Here is a 21,895-nt window from a genome sequence, read left to right on the forward strand (position 1 = left end):
TGCAAGACGCATGGAGGGCATGGGGAGGTTCTTCAGAAAGGGAGAGACCGACCTTGCCGGGCAGTACCGGCAAGACCCCAGCGAGTCTAGGAACGTGAAGTGACAGCGCCGTGAAAGGTGGCGTGTTCAAGCGGGCCGCGGCGCGTTTGCACGGCCCTTTAGTGTGTCCAGATGCGTCAGCGCGCGGGTCGGCTGAAGCGCTGCTCGACCACCACGCCGCCCCACTGCGTGCCTTCGGCTTCGTCGGTCAGCACGAAGCCGGCGGACTCGTACAAGTGCCGGGCGGCATCCAGGCCCTTGAAGGTCCACAGATACGTTTCATCCACATCGAGCGTATCGGCAAAGCGCAGCGCGCGCGCCAGCAAGGCGCGGCCCACGCCCATGCCGCGCAGCGATTCGTCGACGATGAACCAGCGCAGGTGCGCGGTGCGCGCGGGCAGGTCGCTGTCGATGGCGATCGAGGCCAGCGTGCGGCTGCCGTCGGTGTAGCGCCACAGGTTCTTGCCGGGCGCGGGCAGCGCTTCGGCGAAGGCGGCCAGGCCCGTGGCCACCAGGCGTTCGAACACCACGCCGAAACCGGCGGCCTGCGCGTAGTAGCGCGCGTGCAGGCTGGCCACGTCGCCGATGCAGCCGGGCGCGTAGCCTTCCTGGATCTGTGCGTCGATGGCCTCGGCGGCCTGCGCGGCGCGGGTGTTGGGGTTCTCGCGAGCCAGCGCATCGGCATACAGCGACAGGTAGCGGATCAGCGCTTCCTGGTCGTGGGGCGCCAGTTGGCGCAGGGCCTTGGACACCTGGTCGGTGGCGAACTGGTCGATGCGCTTGCGCAGCTCGACCCCGGCCGGCGTCAGCGACAGCCGCGAGGCGCGGGCGTCGCCGCTGTCGGTTTCGCGGCTGACCAGGCCGGCGGCTTCCAGCTTGGCCACCTGGCGGCTGGTGTTGGATTTGTCCAGACGCAGGATCAGCGCCAGGTCGCGCGCCTGGATGCCGGGTTGCAGCCCGATCTCGATGATGGCGTGCACGGCGGACGGCGCCAGGTCGCTGTCGGCCAGCGACGCGCGCATGAAACCCAGTTCGCGCACCAGCTTGCGCGAGAATTCCCGCAGGTCGCGGATGGTCTGGTCACGGGATCGGGCGGGAAAGTCGATAACATCCATGATGGCGCGTCCTGAAGTTGCGGGTCGCAACCAATATACTTGCGTGTCGCAACCAAAACAAGCCCCCGGCCCATGAAAATTCAACTGCTGTCCGACCTGCACCTGGAGAACAACCCCACGTTCGTGGCGTCACCCACCCCGGGGGCCGACCTGCTGGTGCTGGCGGGCGACATCGGTTCGTACCAGCAACGGTCCAGGCTGACCACCGACGACTTCGGCCTGGGCACCTATTCGCCGCGCAACGGCTGGCCGACGCCGGTGGTCTATGTGCCGGGCAACCACGAATACGACAACCTGGATTTCGACGAGACGCATGACCGTCTGCAGGCGCTGTGCCATGCGCTGGACATCCAGTGGCTGGAGCGCGAGACCCGGGTCATCGACGGCGTGCGGCTGGTGGGCACGACGCTCTGGACCGACTTCGACGCGCTGGCCGCGCCCGGCGACACGCTGACGCAGGCGCTGAACAAGCGCGGCAAGGCGTTTCGTGCGGCGGACTTCTACCTGGAAAAGGCGCAGATGCGGCGCCACGGCGCGCCCTTCATGGCCGAGCAGATGCGCGAACAGGGCCTGGCCTGCCAGGCCTGGCTGGAAGACGCACTGCGCACGCCCTTCGACGGCCCCACCCTGGCCATCACCCACTTCGCACCGTCGCTGGCCAGCGCCGACCCGCGCTACGGCGTTACGCCCGGCACGGCGGGGTTCTGCAACGCGCTGGATGCGTTGCTGCCCCTGGCCGACGTCTGGATGCACGGCCACCTGCACTGCGCGCTGGACTACGTGAAGGACGGCTGCCGCGTGATCGCCAATCCGCTGGGCTATGCCAAGAAGGGCGAACAGGAAGGCTTCCTGCCGGACGCGTTGTGGGACGTGCCGGGGCGCTGAGGCCGCGGGCGGGCCTGCGCCCCGATGACCTGCCTGCCGCCCAGGCGGCCCCCCGGCCGGCGCCGCTCCCGGTCCGCCCGGCCATCAAGGCGCCGCCGTTTCCAGCTCGGCCAGCACCTGCCGCGCGATCTCGTCCAGCGATCGCCGCTGGTCCATCGCCGCGCGCTGCAAGCGGTCGTGCGCGGCCTGCTCGCTAACGCCATAGCGGCTGACCAGCAGCCATTTGGCGCGTTCCACCCGCTTGCGTTCTTCCAGCGCGCCGCGCGCCAGCGCCAGCGCGTCGTCGGATTGCCGCAGGCGCAGCGCCTGTTCGCGCATCAGGTCCAGGATGGACCGTTCCATTTCCTCGCCCACGCCGTCTTCGGGCGGCACGTCCAGGATGCGGCCTTGCAGCTTGAACAGCATGGCGGGCGCGTCGTCGCGGGCCTGGTCAGCGAAGCGGTTCAGCAGCAGGCGATGGTTGTCGAGTTCAGCGCGGGTTTCCACGATCCGGCGGTGGCATTGCAGCGTCAGCGCTTCGGCCAGCAGGCTTTCCACCGCGCGCATGGCGTCGATGCGCTCGGTGCAGACGCCGAACCATACCTCGGCCAGCCCCGCGTCCACGCGTGCCGCCTCCGACGTGCGCAGCGCCATGTCGCGCAGGCGCTGCACCTGGCCGGCGCCAGGCGCCAGTTGTTCCCAGGCGGCCAGCGCGTCGGGCGCGGCGCATTGCGCAAAGCCGTCGAAGCAACGCTTTTGCAGATCGGCCAGTTCCAGCAGGCGGACCTTTTGCGGCTCGGTGAAAAAGCCGGCGGTGTAGCCCATGACGCCGTGGGCCCTTTCCTGGCCGCACAATTCCTTGCCCTGCATGAAGTTCAACAACGCCACCAGCAGCTGCGTCACCCCCGCGTCCAGCGACGAATCGGCGGCTTCGAACACCAGCGCGAACAGGCTGGCGATCAGGCGGGTGAACGCGGCGCCGGCCTCCTCGGCCACCACGCGGCGGTCGCGGATGCGGCCGCGCAGGCGCGGCAGTTCATCCAGCCGGTACAGCGCATAGGCCACGCAGTTCAGCAGCCGCGCCTTGCCGGCGCTGCGGGTCACGTCGGGTTCGAGCCGGTCCAGGAAGCGGCGCACCTCTTCTTCGACGGCGGACGCGTCCGAGCTCAATCCGGCCAGCGTCGGCCGCAGCGCGTCCGAGCCGCCACACAGATACAGGTTGGAGCAGCCCCGTTCCTTTTGCAGCACGTGCGCCAGCTTGCTGACGCGCGTGGCCAGTTCACAGGTGCTGGCCAGCGTTTCCAGCCCGTGCAGTTCGCTGCGGCGGGCGGCGAGCAGAAAGCGCAGCGTGGGGGGCATGGCGTATGGGCTCATCGGGGGGGCGTCATGGCGCGACCGGCGGCGCGATTTCCACCGCGTCGCCATTGAAGCGCACGGGCCAGGCACGCAGGGACTGATCAGGGTATTCCACGCAGGCGCCGTCGCGCAGCCGGAAATGCTGCTTGTACAGCGGCGAGGCCACCACCAGCTCGCCGCCCAGGTGGCCGACGATGCCGCGGCCGATCACGTTGGCGCCGGACTTCGGGTCGCGGTTGTCGAGGGCATACAGCGTCGGGCCGGCGGCGTCGGGCAGGTAGAACACCGCCACCTGGCATTGGCCCACCAGCGCCACCACGCCGGAATTGGCAACCAGGTCGCGGCGCGTGCAGGCCGGTTGCCATGCGGTGGCCGGATGGGTCGCCTCGGTCGGGCGGGTCGGCGTGGCGGGCGTATCAGTCGGTACAGCCGCGCGGGCAGCGGTCGGCGGGGGCATCAGGCAATCTCCTCGTTGATCGGAATGACACGTGCCGTGGCACGCGCGGCGGCCTCTTGCGCCAGCGGCGCGGGGCGCGGCTGGCCTCGCTCCTGCACGAAGCGGATGTCGGGGTCTCCCCCCGCGCGGTTGACGAAGGTGCGAAAGCGCTTGAGCTTTTCCGGGTCGGACAGGGCGTTGGCCCATTCGCATTCGTAGCGGTCCACCACGGCCTGCATCTGCGCTTCGAGTTCGGCGCCCAGGCCCAGGCTGTCGTCGATGACCACCGCCTTCAGGTAGTCCAGTCCGCCCTCGAGCGACTCGCGCCACACCGAGGTGCGCTGCAGCTTGTCGGCGGTGCGGATGTAGAACATCAGCAGGCGGTCGATGTAGCGGATCAGGGTGGCGTCGTCCAGGTCCTGCGCGAACAGCTCGGCGTGGCGCGGCCGCATGCCGCCGTTGCCGCACACGTACAGGTTCCAGCCGTTTTCGGTGGCGATGACGCCGATGTCCTTGCTTTGCGCCTCGGCGCATTCGCGGGTGCAGCCGGACACCGCGAACTTGAGCTTGTGCGGCGCGCGCAGGCCCTTGTAGCGGTCTTCGATGCGCAGCGCCATGGCCACGCTGTCCTGCACGCCATAGCGGCACCAGGTGCTGCCCACGCAGGACTTCACGGTACGGGTGGACTTGCCGTAGGCGTGGCCGGTCTCGAAGCCGGCGGCGATCAGTTCGGCCCAGATGTCCGGCAGCTCGTGCAGTTGCGCGCCGAACAGGTCGATGCGCTGGCCGCCCGTGATCTTGGTGTACAGCCGGTACTTCTTGGCCACGGCGCCGATGGCGATCAGGCCATCGGGCGTGACCTCGCCGCCGGGGATGCGCGGCACCACCGAATAGGTGCCGTTCTTCTGCATATTGGCCATGAAGGTGTCGTTGGTGTCCTGCAGCGGCACCAGATGCGGGTCCTGGATCGGCCGGTTCCAGCACGACGCCAGGATCGACGCCACCGTCGGCTTGCAGATGTCGCAGCCGACGTGGCCGCGGCCATGGCGGGCCAACAGTTCCTCGAACGATTCAATGCCCTGCACCCGCACGATGGCGTAGAGTTCCTGCCGGGTATGGGCGAAGTGTTCGCACAGGCTCTTGTCCACGGCCACGCCGCGGCGCGCAAGCTCGTGCTCCACGACCTGCTTGAGCAACGCCGAGCAGCCGCCGCACCCCGTGGCCGCCTTGGTGCAGGCCTTGACGCCGCCCAGGTCCGAACAGCCGCCGTCCAGCGCGTCGCAGATCGCGCCCTTGCTGACGTTGTGGCACGAACAGACGGTGGCCGCCAGGGGCAGCGCATCCACGCCCAGCGTGGGCGCGCCCTGGCCCACGGGCAGGATCAGGCTGGCCGGATCCTTGGGCGGCGCGATGCCGTTCTGCGCGTATTGCAGCAGCGTGTCGTAATAGCTGTTGTCGCCCACCAGCACGGCGCCCAGCACGCGCTTGCCGTCTTCGGACACCACCAGCCGGCGGTACGAGGCGCCGGCCTCGTCGATATAGCGGTAGCTGCGCGCGCCGGGTGTGGTGCCGTGCGCGTCGCCGATCGAACCCACGTCCACGCCCAGCAGCTTGAGCTTGGTGGACATGTCGGCGCCCTGGAAGGCCGCGGCATCGTCGCCGCACAGGTCCGCAGCCGCGGTGCGCGCCATCTGGTAGCCGGGCGCCACCAGGCCGAAGATGGCCCCATTGAACGCCGCGCACTCGCCGATGGCGTAGATGTTCGGATCGCTGCTGCGGCACTGGCCGTCAACCGCGATGCCGCCGCGCTCGGCCACCGCCAGCCCGGCGTGGCGCGCCAGCGCGTCCTGGGGGCGGATGCCGGCCGAGAACACGATCAGGTCGGTTTCCAGCGGCGCGCCTTCGGCAAAGCGCATGCGGTAGCGGTACTGCGTGCCGTCCTTGATTTCCTGGGTGGCGCGCGCCAGATGCACGCCTACGCCCAGCGCTTCGATGCGCGCCTTGAGCGCCGCGCCACCGGCTTCATCCAGCTGCACCGGCATCAGGCGCGGCGCGAATTCCACCACGTGCGCCTCCAGCCCCAGCGACTTCAGCGCGTTGGCCGCTTCCAGCCCCAGCAGGCCGCCGCCCACCACCACGCCGCGGCGCGCGCCGTCGGCCGCCTCGCGAATGCGGTCCAGATCGTCCAGCGTGCGGTAGACCAGGCGGGAAGCGCCTTGCGCGCCCGCGATGGGCGGCACGAACGGGTACGACCCCGTAGCCAGCACCAGCTTGTCGTAGGGATGGCTACCGTCGGCCGTGACCACCTGGCGCTGCTGGCGGTCGATGCGCAGCACGGGCGTGCCCAGGCGCAGCGTCAGGCCCGGCTGCTCGTAGAAGGCGGCCTCGCCCATCGCCATCGATTCCGCATCGCGCCCGCCGATGTATTCGGACAGATGCACGCGGTCATAGGCGCGGCGGGTTTCTTCGCCGAACACCACGATGCGCCAGCGTGCGAGCGCGCCGCGTTCCACCAGCTGCTCGACGCAGTGATGGCCGACCATGCCGTTGCCGATGACGATCAGGGTCTGCATGGAATTCGAGGAAGTCGCTGTGCTCATGGGGTTTCAGCTGCCATTTGGGTTTCGAAAAGACAAACGGCGCCCGGGACTGGAGGGTCCGGGCGCCGTTGCCTGCACTGCATGCGTTGTCTGGCCGGACTCGGGCCCGGTATGGATTTCAAAGCAATAAGCGTGCCATCGGCTTTGCGCCCGGATGCGGCCCGCGACGCTGCCCGCCACGCACCTGAACGGGTCGCTCTCGCACCATCCCGGTGCAGACGCGCACCGCCGTGCGCGAACCACCCCCGGTTCCCCGGGCGAACCGCCACTGGCATGGAACTTGCATCGAATGCCGTATCGACCCGGCGACGCCGGGCACCAGGGCAATGGCGCCCTGCCCGTCCGGCCCTGCGGCCGCACCGGCAGGGCGCATTTTTTTTGGAAGCGAGCATGAACGGCAGCCTGCGCACCGTAGACACCGTCTGCCCCTATTGCGGCGTGGGCTGCGGCATGACCCTGCACGTGCAGGGCGAACAGGTGGTGAAGATCACCGGCAACCGCGAGCATCCCGGCAACGCCGGCCGCCTGTGCACCAAGGGCGCGTCGGCCCACGTCGCATTGCGCCAGTCGGGGCGGCTGGAACACGCCTGCGCGCGGTTGCAGCGCGATCAGGACCCCGTGCCGCGCCCCCTGTGCGACACCGTGCAGGACACCGCACGGCGGCTGCGCGCCATCATCGATACCCACGGCCCCGACGCGGTGTCGCTGTATGTGTCGGGGCAGATGTCGATCGAAGCCCAGTACCTGGCCAACAAGCTGGCCAAGGGTTTCATCGGCACCAACAATATCGAATCGAATTCGCGCCTGTGCATGGCCAGCGCCGGCAGCGGCTACAAGCTGTCGCTGGGCGCCGACGGGCCGCCCGGCTCGTACCAGGACATCGACCGCGCCGACCTTTTCCTGGTCATCGGCGCCAACATGGCCGACTGCCATCCCATCCTGTACCTGCGCATGATGGACCGCGTGAAGGCCGGCGCGCGCCTGATCGTGGTGGACCCGCGCCGCACCGTCACGGCCGAGAAGGCCGGGCTGCACCTGGCCATCCGCCCGGGCACCGACCTGGCCCTGCTCAATGGCCTGCTGCACCTGTTGCACCAGGCCGGCAAGACCGACGCCGCCTTCATCGCCGCCTGCACCGACGGCTGGGACGCGATGCCCGCGTTCCTGGCGGACTACGCGCCCGAACGGGTCGAGGCCATCACCGGCCTGCCCGCCGCGCAACTGCGCCAGGCGGCCGAGTGGATCGGCGCGGCGGGGCAATGGATGAGCTGCTGGACCATGGGCCTGAACCAGAGCACCCATGGCACCTGGAACACCAACGCGCTGTGCAACCTGCACCTGGCCACCGGCGCGATCTGCCGCCCGGGCAGCGGCCCGTTTTCGCTGACGGGTCAGCCCAACGCCATGGGCGGGCGCGAGATGGGCTACATGGGGCCGGGCCTGCCGGGCCAGCGCAGCGTGCTGTCGGCCGACGACCGCGCCTTTGTCGAACAGCGCTGGGGGGTGGCGGCCGGCACGCTGCACACGCGCCTGGGCAAGGGCACCATCGACCTGTTCCAGCGCATGGCGCAGGGCGAGGTCAAGGCCTGCTGGATCATCTGCACCAACCCCGTGGCCAGCGTCGCCAATCGCCAGACCGTGGTGGCCGGCCTGCGCGCGGCCGAACTGGTGATCACGCAGGATGCCTACCTGGACACCGAGACCAATCGCTACGCCGACATCCTGCTGCCCGGCGCGCTGTGGGCCGAGGCCGATGGCGTGATGATCAATTCCGAGCGCACCCTGACGTTGATGCCGCAAGCCGTGCCGCCGCCAGGCGATGCCGCGCCCGACTGGCGACTCATCGCCGACGTCGCCTGCGAGATGGGCTACGGCCACGCCTTCACCTACGCCAGCGCGGCCGAAGTGTTCGAGGAAATCACCGGCTTCTTCAACCCCGCCACCGGTTACGACCTGCGCGGCGCCAGCCATGCGCGGCTGCGCGATACCCCGCTGCAATGGCCCTGTGCACGACCCGACGGCCCCGTACGCAATCCGATCCGCTACCTGAACGATGGCGTCAGCCAGACGCTGCGTGAGGACGCGGACGGCACGCGCCCGCGCCTGGCGTTCGCCACCGCCAGCGGCCGGGCGCAGTTCTTCGCGCGGCCGCACGTCGACCCGGCCGAGCTGCCCGATGACGAGTACCCATTGGTGCTGAACACCGGGCGCGTGCAACACCAGTGGCACACGCTGACCAAGACCGGCAAAGTGCCGATGCTGAACAAGCTCAACCCCGGCCCTTTCATCGAGATGCATCCCGACGACGCCCAGGCCCTGGGCATCGGCGCGGGGGACCGCGTGCAAGTGCGCTCGCGCCGCGGCCGCGCGGTGCTGCCGGCGACGATCACCGACCGGGTGCAGCCCGGCCAGTGCTTTGCCCCCATGCACTGGAACGACGTGTACGGCGACGACCTGTGCATCAACGCGGTAACCCACGACGCCATCGACCCGGTGTCGCAGCAGCCCGAACTGAAATACTGCGCGGTGGCGCTGTGCCGGGTGGCGGCCGCCGCGCCCAAGGCCAGGGCGTCGGACGAGGCGGCCGCAGCCGAAACCTTGACGGCCGGTGCCGTCCATATCATCGGCCCCCGCCCCCGCGTGACGCTCCTGTGGGCCTCGCAGACCGGCAACGCCGAAGCGCTGGTGGAACGCCATGCCAACGCCTTGTTGGAGGCCGGCTTTCAGTTGCGCACGGCCTGCATGGCCGACGTGACCGCGGACATGCTGACGCGCAACCCCTACCTGCTGCTCATCAGCAGCACCTTCGGCGATGGAGATGCGCCCGACAACGGCCAGGACCTGTGGCGCGCGCTGGCGACGACTGACGCGCCATCGCTGGCATCGGTGCGCTACGCGGTGCTGGCGCTGGGCGACAGCAACTATGCCGCCTTCTGCGGCCATGGCCGCAACCTGGATGCACGGCTGCAAGCGCTGGGCGCACGGCGGCTGGTGGCGCGGGTCGATTGCGATACGGATTTCGAGGCTCCTGCCGACGCCTGGCTGGCGGATGTGGTGGCCGCCATTCGCACGGCCGAGGGCAATCCGCGCGCGCATTGCGCACCGGGCGTCCCGCCCGACGACATCGCCGCGTCGCGGACGGCCGAGGACGACTGGCCCGCTGCCGCCGCGCCGGGCAACGCCGGGCCCTCTCACCCGGCCCCGTCCAAAACCCGCCCCGCCCTGGCCCGCCTGGTCCAGAACCGACGCCTGAATACCGCCGGCGGCGCCAAGGACACGCGCGCCTTCGCGCTGGATATCGGTGAAACCGGCCTGGCGTACGAGGCCGGCGACGCGCTGGGCGTGTGGCCCGAGAACTGTCCCGAACTGGTGCTCGAACTGCTGGCGCAGACCCGCCTGTCGCCCGATACCCTCGTCACGGTGCCGGGCGTCGGCGACATGTCGCTGGCCCAGGCCTGGGCCCGGCATTACGAGATCGCGCGGCCCGCGCCCGCCGCCCTGGCGTTGATCGCCGAGCGCACCCGCGACCCGGGCCTGCGCCGGTTGCTGCACGAGACGCATCGCGCCGACCTGCAGCAATGGCTGTGGGGCAAGCAATTGGCCGACGTGCTGCACGCCTACCCGGCGGCATTGTCCGCCGGCGAATGGCTGGGTGTCCTGAAGCGCCTTCAGCCGCGGCTGTACTCCATTTCGTCCAGCCCCAAGGCGTACCCCGGGCACGTCCACCTGACCGTCTCGGCCGTGCGCTACGACAACGGCCGGCGCACCCGCAAGGGGGTGTCGTCCACATTCCTGGCCGACCGCGCGGGCAGCGTGGACGTGCCGATCTTCGTGCAGCCGACGCGCCACTTCCGTCCCCCGCAGGGCGGCGACACGCCGATGATCATGGTGGGCCCGGGCACGGGCGTCGCACCGTTTCGCGCGTTCCTGCAAGAACGCCAGGCGCGCGGCGACCCGGGCCGCAACTGGCTGTTCTTCGGCGAACAGCACGCGGCCAGCGACTTCTACTATCGCGAGGAACTGGAGGCGTTGCAGCGTCAGGGCCTGCTCACCCGGCTGGACCTGGCGTTTTCACGCGACCAGGCGGCCAAGATCTACGTGCAGGACCGCATGCGCGAACAAGGCGCGCAGCTATGGGCGTGGCTGGACGCGGGCGCGCACTTCTATGTGTGCGGCGATGCCAGCCGCATGGCCAAGGACGTGGACGCCGCGCTGCGGCAGGTCGTGGCAGACCATGGCGGCATGGACGCCGACGCAGCCACCGCCTACGTCGCCGGCATGGCGGCGGACAAGCGGTACGTGCGGGATGTGTATTGACCGCGGGAACGGGGGTCGCGCGGGCGGCCCTCGTCCCCGGCAAGCGGGATCAGGGCGCCGGATTCGGGTGGCGCACGTGGATCTGGTCGATGGCCTTGAGCACGTCGGCCGACAGGTCCACATCGACGCTGTCGATATTTTCCTTGAGTTGATCGAGGTTGGTGGCGCCGATCAGGTTGCTGGTGACGAACGGGCGCTGGTTGATCCAGGCCAACGCCAGGTGCGTGGGCGACACGCCGTGCTGGCGCGCCAGTTCGACGTATTCGCGGGTGGCGGCCTCGGCCTGCGGATTGCTGTAGCGCGTGAAGCGCGTGTACAGCGTCAGCCGCGCATTGGCCGGACGGGCGCCGTCCAGATACTTGCCGCACAGCATGCCCATCGCCAGCGGCGAATAGGCCAACAGGCCCACGCCTTCGTGGTGGGTGAATTCGGACAGGCCGATTTCATACACGCGGTTGAGCAGGCTGTAGGCGTTTTGAATGGACGCGATGCGCGGCAGGCCCAGGTTGTCGGACGCCTTCAGGAATTGCGACACGCCCCACGGCGTTTCGTTGGACACGCCCACGTGGCGCACCTTGCCGGCGCGCACGAAATCCTGCAAGACCGACAGGGTTTCTTCGATCGGCACGGTGTGGTCGTCCTTGACCCAGGGGTACGACAGCTGGCCGAAGGTCGCGGTGGTGCGGTCGGGCCAGTGCAGCTGGTACAGGTCCAGGTAGTCCGTCTGCAGGCGCTTCAGGCTGGCGTCCAGCGCTTCGGTCAGGTTCTTGCGGTCCAGGAACGTCTTGCCGTCGCGGATGTGGCCGGGGCGTTTGGGGTCGCGCACCGGGCCGGCCACCTTGCTGGCCAGCACGATGTCCTGGCGGCGCTTGCTGCGCGCCAGCCAGGTGCCGATATAGGTTTCGGTCAGGCCCTGGGTTTCGGGCTTGGGCGGCACCGGGTACATCTCGGCCACGTCGACCAGGTTGATGCCGCGCTCCAGCGCGTAATCCAGCTGCTGGTGGGCGTCGGCCTCGGTATTCTGCTCGCCCCAGGTCATGGTGCCCAGGCCGATCAGGCTGACGTCCAGGTCGGTACGGCCGAGTTTGCGGTATTTCAAGTTCTGCTCCGTGCGGTGTCACTGAAGGGGAACGATTACCTTACCGCAACTCGGTTGGCGTTTTGCTGACGGCGGCCGGCCGTTGGGCCATCCCGTGGACGGCCGGCCCGCCGAGCATGGGGCGCGCCCCCGCCTTACGCGATGGCGTCGCGCACCCAGGCGATCACGTCGCCGTGCCGCGGCGCCCAGCCCAGTTCCCGGCGCGCCTTGCCCGACCGGACCCGGCTGTTGGATCCCAACGCGTAGGCGCCCAGGTCCTGCCCCCAGTACGCCACCGCCTGGACGGGGTCCCAGGCCTGGGCCGGCCCCAGCTTCAATGCCTGGGCAATCGCGCCCACCAGGTCGACAAAGGCCGTTTCGCCGTTCTCGACAAAATAGAAGCTGCCCGCCGGCGCCTGGGCCAGCGCCAGGTGGTACAGCTCGGCCACGTCCGCAATGTGTACGTTGGACCAGCGGTTCAGGCCCCGGCCCACGTACCGCGCGATGCCGCTTTCGCGGGCCTGTGCCACCAGCGGCGGAATCTGCACGCTCTGCGCGCGCGGCGCCTCGGTGGAACCATAGATCAGGCTGTGGCACAGCACGACGCTGCGCACGCCCGGCGCGGCGCCCAGGATCAGGTCGTTGATGGCAATGCGCGCCACCTTGCCGGGCACCGGGTCGACCGGCGTGGTTTCGTCGAACACCGCGTCCCCCGGCTCGCCCAGCGCGTCGTCGCTGACCAGGCTGCTGCCGCTGGTGTGGATGAACGCCTTGCCGCTGCCGGCCAGCCCGGCCAGCAGCGCTTCGACCGCGCCGCGGTGGTCGCTGCTGGCCGCGTTGATGACGGCATCGGCGGCCTGCGCTTCGGCCTTGAGCCGCGCGACGTCGTCCAGCGTGCCCAGCACGGGTTCGATGCCGAACCGGCGCAGCTCATCCGCCCGCTCCGGATTGCGGATCAGGCCGCGGACCTGATGGCCGGCGCGGGCCATCGAGGCGGCCACCGCGCCGCCGATGAAACCGCTGGCGCCTGTGATGAATAGCTTCATGATGCGTTGCTCCTTGCGTGCCGCGTCCGCGGGCCAGGCCCCGGACACCGGGGTCCAGTCGTGGCGGATCTCAATCCCAGGCGGCGGCCAGGCCGTCGGGGCTGACTTCACGGCCGTTGCGATCCAGCGCGGCGATCTGCGCCATGTCGTCCTCGGTCAGGCGCAGGTCGCGGGCCAGCAGGTTGCTGGCCAGGTTGTCGCGCTTGGTCGACGATGGAATCACGGCAAAGCCGCGCTGCAATGCCCAGGCCAGGGCCACCTGGGCCGGCGTGGCGTTGTGGCGCTGCGCGATCTGGCCGATCACCGGGTCCTTGAGCACCTTGCCGTAGGCCAGGGTCATGTACGAGGTGATGTGAATGCCCTGCGCCTGCAGGAAGCTCACCAGCGTGGGGCTTTGCAGGTACGGGCTCAGTTCGATCTGGTTGGTGGCGATGGCGTCCTTGCCCACGGCGGCGATGGCCTCGCGGGTTTCGGCGATGGGGAAGTTGGAAATGCCGATCTGGCGCGTCAGGCCCTGTTCGCGGGCGTCGGCCAGCGCGGCCATGAATTCGGCCACGGACACGCCATTGCCGGGCGCGGGCCAATGGATCAGGGTCAGGTCGACGTAATCAGTGCGCAGCTTGGCCAGGCTTTCCTTCAGGCTGGGCACCAGTTTCGCGCGGCTGTAGTTGGGCACCCAGATCTTGGTGGTCAGGAACAGGTCGCCTCGGGCCACGCCGCTGGCCTCGATGGCCTGGCCGACCTCGGCTTCGTTTTCATAGATCTGGGCGGTATCGACGACGCGGTAGCCCACGTCCAGCGCGTTGCGCACCGAATCGATGACGACCTGGCCCTGCAGGCGGAAGGTACCCACGCCAAAAGACGGAATGCTCATGTAAAAACTCCGGATAAGTGTTGGAATGGGTTCAGTGTGCCTGCGCGATACTTGCGGAATAAGCCCTGTATTGGCGAAATACTTTTGATATAACGTCAAATATGAAGACGACACTCGACGAAATGCAGGTCTTTATCGCCATCGTGGACAGCGGCTCGATCACCGCCGCCGCCGATGTGCTGCAGCAGACCATTTCCGCCACCAGCCGCACCATGAGCCGGCTGGAAGAAAAGCTGCAGACCACGCTGATGCGCCGCACCACCCGCCGGCTGGAACTGACCGAAGAGGGCCGCGCCTACCTGGAGCAGGCCAGGAAGATCATCGCCGCCGTCGAGGAAACCGAAGAACTGATGACCGCGCGCCGCAACCAGCCGGCCGGCCGCCTGCGGGTCGACGCCGCCTCGCCCTTCATGCTGCACGTCATCGTGCCGCTGGTGCCGGGCTACCGCGCGCGCTATCCCAAGGTCGAGCTGGAACTGAACAGCAACGAAGGCAACATCGACCTGCTCGAACGCCGTACCGACCTGGCGCTGCGCATCGGCAGCCTGAAGGATTCGTCGCTGCACGCCGTGCCCATCGGCCGCAGCCGCGTGCGAGTGCTGGCCAGCCCCGCCTACCTGGCCGCGCACGGCACGCCCAAGCGCATCGACGACCTGCAAGCCCATACCCTGCTGGGTTTCTCGCAGCTGGAAGCGCTGAACCAATGGCCCCTGGCCGACAGCACCGGCGAACCGCTGCACATCCAGCCCGCCATCCGTTCGCACAGCGGCGAAACCCTGCGGCAACTGGCGCTGCACGGTGCCGGCATCGTCTGCCTGTCCGACTTCATGACCCGCGCCGACCGCCAGTCGGGCGCTTTGCAGCCGCTGTTTGCGCGCCAGACGCTGGACGTGCGCCAGCCGATCAACGCGGTCTACTACCGCAACACCGCGATCTCGTCGCGCATCAAGTCGTTCATCGACTACCTGACCGACACCCTGGGCCCGCGTGGCTTTGACGAGTAGGCGGTACGGCATAATGGCCGCTTGAACCTGCCTCACCCCGCAACACCATGAAGAACAGCTCCAAGGGCGGACTCGTCTATTCCACCGACGGCGGCCGGATGTGCCCGGATTGCCGGCGCCCGCTTGCCGATTGCCAATGCCAGGCGCCAGCGCGCCCCGCCCCGGCCCCCGGCGGCGTGCGCGTCATGCGGGAAACCAAGGGCCGCGGCGGCAAGGCCGTGACCGTGGTGAAAGGCCTGCCGCTGGACGCCGACGCGCTCGCCGCGCTGGGCAAGCAATTGCGCACCGCCTGCGGCTCGGGCGGCACCGTCAAGGACGGCATCATCGAAGTCCAGGGCGACCACTGCGACCGCATCCTGGACGCACTCAACAAACTGGGCCACCGCGCCAAACGCGCCGGAGGCTGACGCCATGATCCTGAACCCCGAACTCGTCGACAGCTGGCACGCCCACGTCTATTTCAACGCCGACAGCCGCGACGCGGCCTGGAACTTGCGCGAACAGGTCATCGCGCACTTCGGCGACACGGTCGACATGGGCCGCTTCCATGAACGCCCGGTCGGCCCACATCCGCAATGGAGCTACCAGATCGCGTTCGCGCCGGCCGCGCTGCATCAGGTCATGACGTGGCTGACGCTGAACCATGGCGCGCTGGACGTGTTCCTGCACCCCAACACCGGCCAGTCACTGCGCGACCACCGCGACTGCGCGGCCTGGATCGGGCATAGCCATGTGTTGAACCTGGCCGCGCTGGGCGGCTGACGACGCTAGGCGGCTGACGCCGCGGGCGTCTCGAACCGCGCCATCAGGAAATCGATGAACGCGCGCGTGCGCGCCGACAGGTTGCGCTTGCTGGGGTAGTACACGAACAGGTCCGCCGACGGCAGGATGAAATCCGGCAGCACCACGCGCAGCCGGCCGCTTTCCAGGTACTTGGCCAGGTCCCATTCCGAACGGATCAAAATGCCGTGGCCGTCCAGCGCCCAGTTCAGCACGATGTCGCCGTCGTTGCTGGACAGCGCGCCGTGCACTTTTACGGTGTCGGCGCGGCCGTTGCGGGTGAAGCGCCACACGCCATAGGCGTCTTCGTTCTGGCGGTGGATGATGCACTGGTGCCGCTCAAGGTCTTTCAGGCTGGCGGGTTCGCCATGCTGCGCCAGGTAGCGCGGCGCCGCACACAGGAAGCGCCGGTTCGACAGGACGCGCCGGGCCACCAGGCGCTGGTCGGGCAAGGCGCCAAAACGAATGCCCAGGTCCACCCCGCTTTCGACCAGGTCAATGGGGCGGTCGGTCACGTCCAGCTGCACCTCGACCTGCGGGTGGCGCGCGGCGAATTCGGACACGATGGGCGCAATGGCGGTGCGGCCGAAGCCCAGCGTGGCATTGATGCGCAGCAGGCCCTTGGGCACCGAGCGGCTGGACGACACCACGTCTTCCATCTCGCGCACATCGGCCAGGATGCGCGTGGCGTAGTGCAGATAGGTTTCGCCTTCGGGCGTGAGGCTGATGCTGCGCGTGGTGCGGTTCACCAGCCGCACGCCCAGCCGCGCTTCAAGTTGCGCCAGGCGCTTGGTGGCCGCGGGCGGGGTCAGGTCGAGCATGCGCGCCACCGCCGACAGATTGCCGTGGCGGGCCAGCAGCACGAAGAATTCCAGCGAAGACGCCAGGTCGTGGTTCATGGGAAGCCCTTGCGCGAAGGCACTATCGCACCCGATGCCGGGCGCGGCTTTATTCACTTTAAGTTAATAAAGATGTGATTTCCAGCGAATCATAATGCGAGGAGACGCGAATAATCTACGGTTTTCCCATCCGCCGCCCGGCCCAGGAGACAGCATGAAAATCATCGAGATTCGCGAGAAGACCGTTCCCATCAGTTCGCCCATCCGCAACGCCTACATCGACTTCAGCAAGATGACGCTGAGCCTGGTGGCGGTGGTGACAGACGTGGTGCGCAACGGCAAGCGCGTGATCGGCTACGGCTTCAATTCCAATGGCCGCTATGGCCAGGGCATGCTGATGCGCGAACGCTTCATTCCCCGCCTGCTGGAAGCGGACCCCGCCAGCCTGTTGAACGACGCGGGCGACAACCTGGATCCGCACCGCATCTGGAACACGATGTACACCAACGAAAAGCCCGGCGGCCACGGCGAACGCTCGGTGGCCATCGGCACGCTGGACATGGCGGTGTGGGACGCGGTGGCCAAGATCGAGGGCAAGCCCCTGTTCCAGCTGCTGGCCGAACGCTATGGCAACGGCCAACCTGACCGCCGCGTGTTCGTCTACGCGGCCGGGGGCTACTACTACCCGGGGCAGGACCACGCCAAGCTCAAGGACGAAATGCGCAGCTACGTCGACCGCGGCTACACGGTGGTGAAAAAGAAGATCGGCGGCGCCTCGCTGGACGAAGACCTGCGCCGCATCGACTCGATCCTGAGCGTGCTGGGCGACGGCCGCAAGCTGGCGGTCGACGCCAATGGCCGCTTCGACCTGGACACCGCCATCCAGTACGCCAAGGCGCTGTCGCAGTACGATCTCTTCTGGTATGAAGAAGCCGGCGACCCGCTGGACTTCGAACTGCAGGCCACCTTGCGCAATTACTACGACAAGCCGATGGCCACGGGCGAAAACCTCTTCTCGATGCAGGACGCGCGCAACCTGGTCCGCTACGGCGGCATGCGCCCCGACCGCGACTGGCTGCAGTTCGACTGCGCGCTCAGCTACGGCCTGGTGGAATACCTGCGCACGCTGGACATGCTGCGCCAGCATGGCTGGTCGGCCAGCCGCTGCATTCCGCATGGCGGCCACCAGATGTCGCTGAACATCGCGGCCGGCCTGGGGCTGGGCGGCAACGAATCCTACCCCGACCTGTTCCAGCCGTATGGCGGCTTTCCCGATGGCGTGCGGGTCGACAACGGCTACGTCACGCTTCCGGAATTGCCCGGCATCGGCTTCGAGGGCAAGTCGGACCTGATCGCCGAGATGCACAAGTTGGCGGAATAAGGGCCTGCTGTTGGGGGCCCCCAAGACCTGGCGGAGCGGCGGGCGCGACTGGCAAGCCCGGGTATCCTTCGGCTTGTTCCATTTTCCTTGCCTTGCCATGAACCTCGTCTACCGCCCCGCCCGGCCCGAAGACGCCGCCGCCTGCATCGACCTGCGCGGCCGCACCCGTGAAAACGCGTTCTCGGCCGATGACCTGCGCGCCGTCGGCGTCACGCAGGAAAGCTGGTCCGACGGTATCCGCGACGGCGCGCTGCCCGGCGTGGTGGCGTTGGCCGACGGCGTGCTGGCCGGCTACTGCTTCGGCGACCGCGACAGCGGTGAAATCATGGTGCTGGCCCTGCTGCCGGCGTACGAAGGCCTGGGCATCGGCCGCGCCCTGCTCGCGCAGGTCATGGCGATGTTGCGGCAGGCGGGCCACACGCGGCTGTTCCTGAGCTGCGCGGCAGATCCCCACGTGCGTTCCTACGGCTTTTACCGGCATCTGGGCTGGGTCGCCACCGGCGAACGGGACGAGGCCGGCGACGACGTACTGGCCTATCAATACGAATAATCCGGGGTCGACGCTGGCCGCCGCGCGCATCATGGGGCGCTGACTCATTGGGCCGGATGGACGATAATCAGCGGCTTGAAGTTGCCGCTCGACACCCGGCCCATCTCCCCTCCCACCGCCGACATGCGCATGCGATCGACACTTTGCCATGGCCTCCTTGCCACGCTCATCCTGAGCGCCGCGCCCCTCGCGCAGGCGCAGGACTGCAAGGCGGACGACTACTCGCCCATCTGTACCGACATGCGGGCACAGGCCGCCTACGAGGCGGCCGATAGTGATCTCAACAAGGTCTACCAGCAGGTGCTGAAAAGGCTGTCGCAGCCTCGCACCGAGGATATCGACTACCCCACGCTGAAAACGAAATTCACCCAGGCCCAACGGCAGTGGGTGCGTTTTCGGGATAGCGAGTGCGATGCCTGGTACGGGGTCAACCAGGCCGGTACCGGACGCAACGCAGACCAGATGGCCTGCCTGCTCAAGAGAACGCAACAGCGAACCGGGCAGTTGCAGGAGTGGCAGGCCTATCTGCCCTAGGGCCTGTTCACACTGAAGGAGCCTCGCACAGGCCCTAGCACGTGCGAGGCACGCGCCAGGGCAATCCGTCAGGCCCCGTCCACCCGGCAAGCCGTGTCGACCGGGCCATGCGGCCTCAATGGTCGGCGGTCTGCGGGGCCAGCGCCGGGGCTTTGCGCGCCTTGCGCATGAACACCACCAGCTGCCACACCACCGCCGCACCGATCAGGCCCAGCAGCGTGCCGCTGATCGGACGCGAGAAGAACGTGCCGAACTCGCCGCGGCTGAGCAGCATGGCGCGACGGAAGTTCTCTTCCAGCATGGGGCCCAGGATGAAGCCCAGCATCAACGGCGCCGCTTCCATGCCCAGGCGCAGGAACAGATAGCCGATCAGGCCGAAGATCGCCGTGATGTAGATGTCGTCCAGGTTGTTGTTGATGCTGAACGTGCCGATGCAGCAGAAGAACAGGATCGCCGGGAACAGCACCGTGTACGGGATCTTGAACACCGACAGCCAGTAGCGCACCAGCGGCACGTTCAGGATCAGCAGGAAGCAGTTGCCCACCCACATGCTGGCCACCAGGCCCCAGAACAGGTCCGGGTGGGTGGCGATCATGTTGGGGCCGGGCTGGATGCCCTTGACGATGAATGCGGCCAGCATCAGCGCCATGACGGCGTTTTCGGGGATGCCGATGGCCATCAACGGAATGAAGCTGGTGCGTGCGGCCGCTTCGTCGGCCGCGGCTTGACCGGCCACGCCTTCGATGGCGCCGCTACCGATTTCGTCGCGATACTTGCTGAAGCGCTTGTCGGCGGCATAGGCGGCGAACTGCGCGATGGTGGGGCCGCCGCCGGGCAGGATGCCCAGCACCGAACCGACCACGCTGCCGCGCAACGCGCTGGGGATGATGCGCTTGAACTCGGGCCACGTCGGAATCAGCTTGATCTTGCCGTTGAACGGCGTGAGCGTATTGCGGTTGTCCAGGTTCTTGACGATTTCGGCGATGCCGAAGCAGCCCAGCGCGATGCTGATCAGCCCCACGCCGTCCTGCAGGAACGCCAGGTCCATCGTGTAGCGCGCCACGCCGCTGTTCACGTCGGTGCCGATCACGCCCAGCAGGATGCCGATCATGGCCATGGCCAGGCCGTTGAGCAGGCTGCCGCTGCTGACGAAGCTGACGCAGAAAAAGCCCAGCAGCATCAGCGCGCAGTAGTCGGCCGGACCGAACAGCAGGCCCACTTCGCCCAGCGCCGGCGCCATGGTCGACAACACCACGATGGCGACCGTGCCGCCGATGAAGCTGGAGACGCCCGCGGTGAACAAGGCCAGGCCGGTCTTGCCCTTCAGGTTCATCTGGTAGCCGTCGATACACGCCACGATGCTGCTGGCATGCGGGATCTTCATGGTGATGGCGCTGACGCTGTCGCCGTATTGGGCGCCGTAGTAGATGCCGGCCAGCATGATCAGCGCGCCGCCGGTGGGAATGGAATAGGTCAGCGGCAACAGCAGGCTGATGGTGGACAGCGGGCCCAGGCCCGGCAGCAGGCCGACCAGGGTGCCGACCACGCAGCCGATGGCGCAGTACATCAGGTTCTGCAAGGTCAGCGCGTGTTCGAAGCCGAACGCGAGGTTAGTCAGGATATCCATGGCGTCGTCTCATCAGAACAGGGGCAGGTTAAGACCGAGCAGATTGCGAAAGGCAAACGCCACCGCGATCAGGCCCAGCGAGATCTTGATATTGCGCACCACCGAATACGAAGTCCCCGCCAGCGTCGAGCAGAACACCAGGAACACGATGCCGACGATCATGTTGATGTAGCCGGACACCACCGCAAAGCCGCACAGGCTGAGCATGATGATGGCGATGTTCTTGAAGCTGTAGCTGAGCGGCACCGGCGGCACGAAGCGCGAGCGCAGCACCGTGATCAGGCCGATCACCCCCAACAGCGAACTGACCATCAGCGGGAACAACCCTGGTCCGGACCGGCTGAACGTCCCCAACTGATATTTCGTGGCCGCCAATCCGAACAACAACGCGAAGGCGATCATGAAGAGCCCCGCAACGAAGTTTCTATTGCTTAGATACATAAGACACGCCCTCCCAGGCGATGGCACTTTTTGCTTGTTTTTTTTCCGCCCGGTTCTCCAACCGGCCAGGTTTACCCGCCTGTCTTTCCGCTGAAAATTTCGGTGCTGCGGGCGAGTTCGGCAGATAGTAGAGATCGACACTTCCAATCTGCTTTCGCTTTTTGCGCCGGAACGCGCGAAAGACTTATCGCTTTCCCGTAGGTCGCGTGACATGAAGCTGACTGATTTCTGAATGCATGAAAAAATTCAGGAAGCCGTCAGGCACGACCCCGTTTTCAGCAAGGTGAAAACGAAGCGCGCAGGCCGATCCGACGCTGCGGACAACGGCAGCGGGAGGGGAATGATGGGGAGGAAACCCGGGCGGACAACCCGGGTGGAAAGCGGGGCTGAAATGCGGCGCGCAGTCAGCCGCCGTGTACCCCGCCCCGATAGGTCTTGATCTGCCCGCGCAGTTCACCCTCGGGATGCGCCGCGGTGGACGCACTGACATACCAGCGCTCGGCGATCAGGTCTTCGATCTGCGCCGGGGTCAACGTGCTGCGGCCTTGCAATTCCCGCGCGCCACGGTCTTCTTCCAGCACGAAAGGCGGCAGCACGATGAGGGCCGGCGCGTTCTCGTGCTCGGTCGCGGGCCCGTGGAAAGCGGCCTGCGTTTCCGGCCCGGTCATGCGGGCCAGCGTCACGCGCCATTCGAGCACGCCGGTGGCCGTGTACAACGTGGCGCGCATCGAGCCGCCCGCCGGCGCCTTGACCGGCGGCACCACGTACTTGGCGTCGATCCAGGCTTCGAAGAACATGAAGTCGGGCCGCGGCGCGGCGCCGCCGCCCTGGGCCGATGCGCCGCGTTCGGCGGCGGTCGGCGCCACGCCAAAACCGCCCGACCAGGCGGACCGCGTCATGGCAAGTCCTGCCACGCCCGCAACCAGTCGAAGCAAGGCGAAGAGGGTCTGACGTCGGCGGAGCATGGGCATCCCTTTTTAGGACGAAAAGAAGGACAAAAGCGGCAAACGAAAA

General features: G+C 67.8%; 19 protein-coding genes. 8 read left to right on the forward strand and 11 right to left on the reverse strand.

From position 1 onward, the window contains the following. Positions 1–176 precede the first annotated feature (176 nt). Entirely contained in the window at positions 177–1,154 is a 978-nt protein-coding gene (locus ACUDP5_RS24390) for a helix-turn-helix domain-containing GNAT family N-acetyltransferase (RefSeq protein ID WP_263910072.1), read from the reverse strand. A gap of 72 nt (positions 1,155–1,226) precedes the next feature. On the opposite strand from ACUDP5_RS24390, the gene ACUDP5_RS24395 reads away from it, so the two are divergent. Then, positions 1,227–2,039 carry a metallophosphoesterase gene (locus ACUDP5_RS24395; protein ID WP_025139195.1) on the forward strand — a complete coding sequence of 271 codons (813 nt, stop codon included), beginning with the start codon at positions 1,227–1,229 and terminating at the stop codon, positions 2,037–2,039. Positions 2,040–2,123: 84 nt separating this feature from the next. On the opposite strand, the gene ACUDP5_RS24400 is transcribed toward ACUDP5_RS24395, so the two are convergent. The 3 genes from ACUDP5_RS24400 to nirB are packed head-to-tail and all read right to left on the reverse strand — an operon-like array spanning position 2,124 to position 6,410. After that, a complete protein-coding gene (locus tag ACUDP5_RS24400) occupies positions 2,124–3,377 on the reverse strand; it encodes a nitrate- and nitrite sensing domain-containing protein (RefSeq protein WP_263910071.1) in 1,254 nt (417 codons plus the stop codon). A 25-nt stretch (positions 3,378–3,402) separates the two neighbouring features. Continuing rightward, positions 3,403–3,831, reverse strand: coding sequence for a nitrite reductase small subunit NirD (nirD, locus tag ACUDP5_RS24405; RefSeq protein WP_263910070.1), 429 nt, complete (start codon positions 3,829–3,831; stop codon positions 3,403–3,405). Beyond that, positions 3,831–6,410 carry a nitrite reductase large subunit NirB gene (gene nirB / locus ACUDP5_RS24410; protein ID WP_445657404.1) on the reverse strand — a complete coding sequence of 860 codons (2,580 nt, stop codon included), beginning with the start codon at positions 6,408–6,410 and terminating at the stop codon, positions 3,831–3,833. Before nirB ends, nirD begins: the two co-directional genes overlap by 1 nt. Positions 6,411–6,800: 390 nt before the next feature. Between nirB and ACUDP5_RS24415 the strand changes: the two genes are divergently transcribed. Further along, the gene (locus ACUDP5_RS24415; protein ID WP_445657405.1) at positions 6,801–10,727 is read left to right on the forward strand and encodes a molybdopterin-dependent oxidoreductase; all 3,927 of its coding nucleotides are present in this window, start codon (positions 6,801–6,803) and stop codon (positions 10,725–10,727) included. 49 nt (positions 10,728–10,776) lie between these two features. On the opposite strand, the gene ACUDP5_RS24420 is transcribed toward ACUDP5_RS24415, so the two are convergent. The 3 genes from ACUDP5_RS24420 to dkgB all read right to left on the reverse strand — a co-directional run bounded on the left by ACUDP5_RS24420 (position 10,777) and on the right by dkgB (position 13,725). Further along, positions 10,777–11,826: an NADP(H)-dependent aldo-keto reductase gene (locus tag ACUDP5_RS24420; RefSeq protein WP_445657406.1), complete on the reverse strand. Its 1,050-nt coding sequence runs from the start codon at positions 11,824–11,826 to the stop codon at positions 10,777–10,779. Positions 11,827–11,960: 134 nt separating this feature from the next. After that, entirely contained in the window at positions 11,961–12,851 is an 891-nt protein-coding gene (locus ACUDP5_RS24425; protein WP_445657407.1) for an NAD-dependent epimerase/dehydratase family protein, read from the reverse strand. A gap of 70 nt (positions 12,852–12,921) precedes the next feature. Next, a complete protein-coding gene (gene dkgB / locus ACUDP5_RS24430) occupies positions 12,922–13,725 on the reverse strand; it encodes a 2,5-didehydrogluconate reductase DkgB (RefSeq protein WP_445657408.1) in 804 nt (267 codons plus the stop codon). Positions 13,726–13,826: 101 nt separating this feature from the next. On the opposite strand from dkgB, the gene ACUDP5_RS24435 reads away from it, so the two are divergent. Genes ACUDP5_RS24435 through ACUDP5_RS24445 form a run of 3 tightly spaced genes read left to right on the forward strand, consistent with a single transcriptional unit; the run spans position 13,827 to position 15,491 of the window. Next, entirely contained in the window at positions 13,827–14,729 is a 903-nt protein-coding gene (locus ACUDP5_RS24435) for a LysR substrate-binding domain-containing protein (RefSeq protein WP_445657409.1), read from the forward strand. Positions 14,730–14,776: 47 nt separating this feature from the next. Further along, positions 14,777–15,136, forward strand: coding sequence for a translation initiation factor Sui1 (locus tag ACUDP5_RS24440; protein WP_175191240.1), 360 nt, complete (start codon positions 14,777–14,779; stop codon positions 15,134–15,136). Positions 15,137–15,140: 4 nt separating this feature from the next. Then, entirely contained in the window at positions 15,141–15,491 is a 351-nt protein-coding gene (locus tag ACUDP5_RS24445) for a DOPA 4,5-dioxygenase family protein (RefSeq protein ID WP_445657410.1), read from the forward strand. A 5-nt stretch (positions 15,492–15,496) separates the two neighbouring features. On the opposite strand, the gene ACUDP5_RS24450 is transcribed toward ACUDP5_RS24445, so the two are convergent. After that, positions 15,497–16,408: a LysR family transcriptional regulator gene (locus tag ACUDP5_RS24450; protein ID WP_445657411.1), complete on the reverse strand. Its 912-nt coding sequence runs from the start codon at positions 16,406–16,408 to the stop codon at positions 15,497–15,499. Between the two features lie 154 nt (positions 16,409–16,562). On the opposite strand from ACUDP5_RS24450, the gene ACUDP5_RS24455 reads away from it, so the two are divergent. The 3 genes from ACUDP5_RS24455 to ACUDP5_RS24465 all read left to right on the forward strand — a co-directional run bounded on the left by ACUDP5_RS24455 (position 16,563) and on the right by ACUDP5_RS24465 (position 18,813). Further along, on the forward strand, positions 16,563–17,729 hold the full coding sequence (locus ACUDP5_RS24455) for a mandelate racemase/muconate lactonizing enzyme family protein (RefSeq protein ID WP_445657412.1): 1,167 nt from the start codon (positions 16,563–16,565) through the stop codon (positions 17,727–17,729). A 97-nt stretch (positions 17,730–17,826) separates the two neighbouring features. After that, a complete protein-coding gene (locus ACUDP5_RS24460) occupies positions 17,827–18,279 on the forward strand; it encodes a GNAT family N-acetyltransferase (protein ID WP_445657413.1) in 453 nt (150 codons plus the stop codon). 75 nt (positions 18,280–18,354) lie between these two features. Next, on the forward strand, positions 18,355–18,813 hold the full coding sequence (locus ACUDP5_RS24465) for a lysozyme inhibitor LprI family protein (RefSeq protein WP_445657414.1): 459 nt from the start codon (positions 18,355–18,357) through the stop codon (positions 18,811–18,813). A gap of 115 nt (positions 18,814–18,928) precedes the next feature. Here ACUDP5_RS24465 and ACUDP5_RS24470 read toward each other — a convergent pair whose 3' ends face one another. From ACUDP5_RS24470 to ACUDP5_RS24480, 3 genes are all read right to left on the reverse strand, one after another. Beyond that, a complete protein-coding gene (locus tag ACUDP5_RS24470) occupies positions 18,929–20,440 on the reverse strand; it encodes a tripartite tricarboxylate transporter permease (protein WP_263910054.1) in 1,512 nt (503 codons plus the stop codon). A gap of 12 nt (positions 20,441–20,452) precedes the next feature. Then, entirely contained in the window at positions 20,453–20,842 is a 390-nt protein-coding gene (locus ACUDP5_RS24475) for a tripartite tricarboxylate transporter TctB family protein (RefSeq protein WP_445657415.1), read from the reverse strand. 443 nt (positions 20,843–21,285) lie between these two features. Next, the gene (locus tag ACUDP5_RS24480; protein WP_445657416.1) at positions 21,286–21,780 is read right to left on the reverse strand and encodes a CHRD domain-containing protein; all 495 of its coding nucleotides are present in this window, start codon (positions 21,778–21,780) and stop codon (positions 21,286–21,288) included. Positions 21,781–21,895 lie beyond the last annotated feature (115 nt).

It is taken from the genome of Achromobacter sp. NCFB-sbj8-Ac1-l (genome assembly GCF_052695805.1).

Coding starts and splice junctions, on each gene's coding strand:
- ACUDP5_RS24390 (WP_263910072.1), bottom strand. CDS start 1,154: ATGGATGTTATCGACTTTCCCGCCCGATCCCGTGACCAGACCATCCGC.
- ACUDP5_RS24455 (WP_445657412.1), top strand. CDS start 16,563: ATGAAAATCATCGAGATTCGCGAGAAGACCGTTCCCATCAGTTCGCCC.
- ACUDP5_RS24440 (WP_175191240.1), top strand. CDS start 14,777: ATGAAGAACAGCTCCAAGGGCGGACTCGTCTATTCCACCGACGGCGGC.
- dkgB (WP_445657408.1), bottom strand. CDS start 13,725: ATGAGCATTCCGTCTTTTGGCGTGGGTACCTTCCGCCTGCAGGGCCAG.
- ACUDP5_RS24395 (WP_025139195.1), top strand. CDS start 1,227: ATGAAAATTCAACTGCTGTCCGACCTGCACCTGGAGAACAACCCCACG.
- ACUDP5_RS24480 (WP_445657416.1), bottom strand. CDS start 21,780: ATGACGCGGTCCGCCTGGTCGGGCGGTTTTGGCGTGGCGCCGACCGCC.
- ACUDP5_RS24450 (WP_445657411.1), bottom strand. CDS start 16,408: ATGAACCACGACCTGGCGTCTTCGCTGGAATTCTTCGTGCTGCTGGCC.
- ACUDP5_RS24415 (WP_445657405.1), top strand. CDS start 6,801: ATGAACGGCAGCCTGCGCACCGTAGACACCGTCTGCCCCTATTGCGGC.
- ACUDP5_RS24470 (WP_263910054.1), bottom strand. CDS start 20,440: ATGGATATCCTGACTAACCTCGCGTTCGGCTTCGAACACGCGCTGACC.
- ACUDP5_RS24445 (WP_445657410.1), top strand. CDS start 15,141: ATGATCCTGAACCCCGAACTCGTCGACAGCTGGCACGCCCACGTCTAT.
- nirB (WP_445657404.1), bottom strand. CDS start 6,410: ATGAGCACAGCGACTTCCTCGAATTCCATGCAGACCCTGATCGTCATC.
- ACUDP5_RS24425 (WP_445657407.1), bottom strand. CDS start 12,851: ATGAAGCTATTCATCACAGGCGCCAGCGGTTTCATCGGCGGCGCGGTG.
- ACUDP5_RS24475 (WP_445657415.1), bottom strand. CDS start 20,842: ATGATCGCCTTCGCGTTGTTGTTCGGATTGGCGGCCACGAAATATCAG.
- ACUDP5_RS24400 (WP_263910071.1), bottom strand. CDS start 3,377: ATGCCCCCCACGCTGCGCTTTCTGCTCGCCGCCCGCCGCAGCGAACTG.
- ACUDP5_RS24435 (WP_445657409.1), top strand. CDS start 13,827: ATGAAGACGACACTCGACGAAATGCAGGTCTTTATCGCCATCGTGGAC.
- nirD (WP_263910070.1), bottom strand. CDS start 3,831: ATGCCCCCGCCGACCGCTGCCCGCGCGGCTGTACCGACTGATACGCCC.
- ACUDP5_RS24460 (WP_445657413.1), top strand. CDS start 17,827: ATGAACCTCGTCTACCGCCCCGCCCGGCCCGAAGACGCCGCCGCCTGC.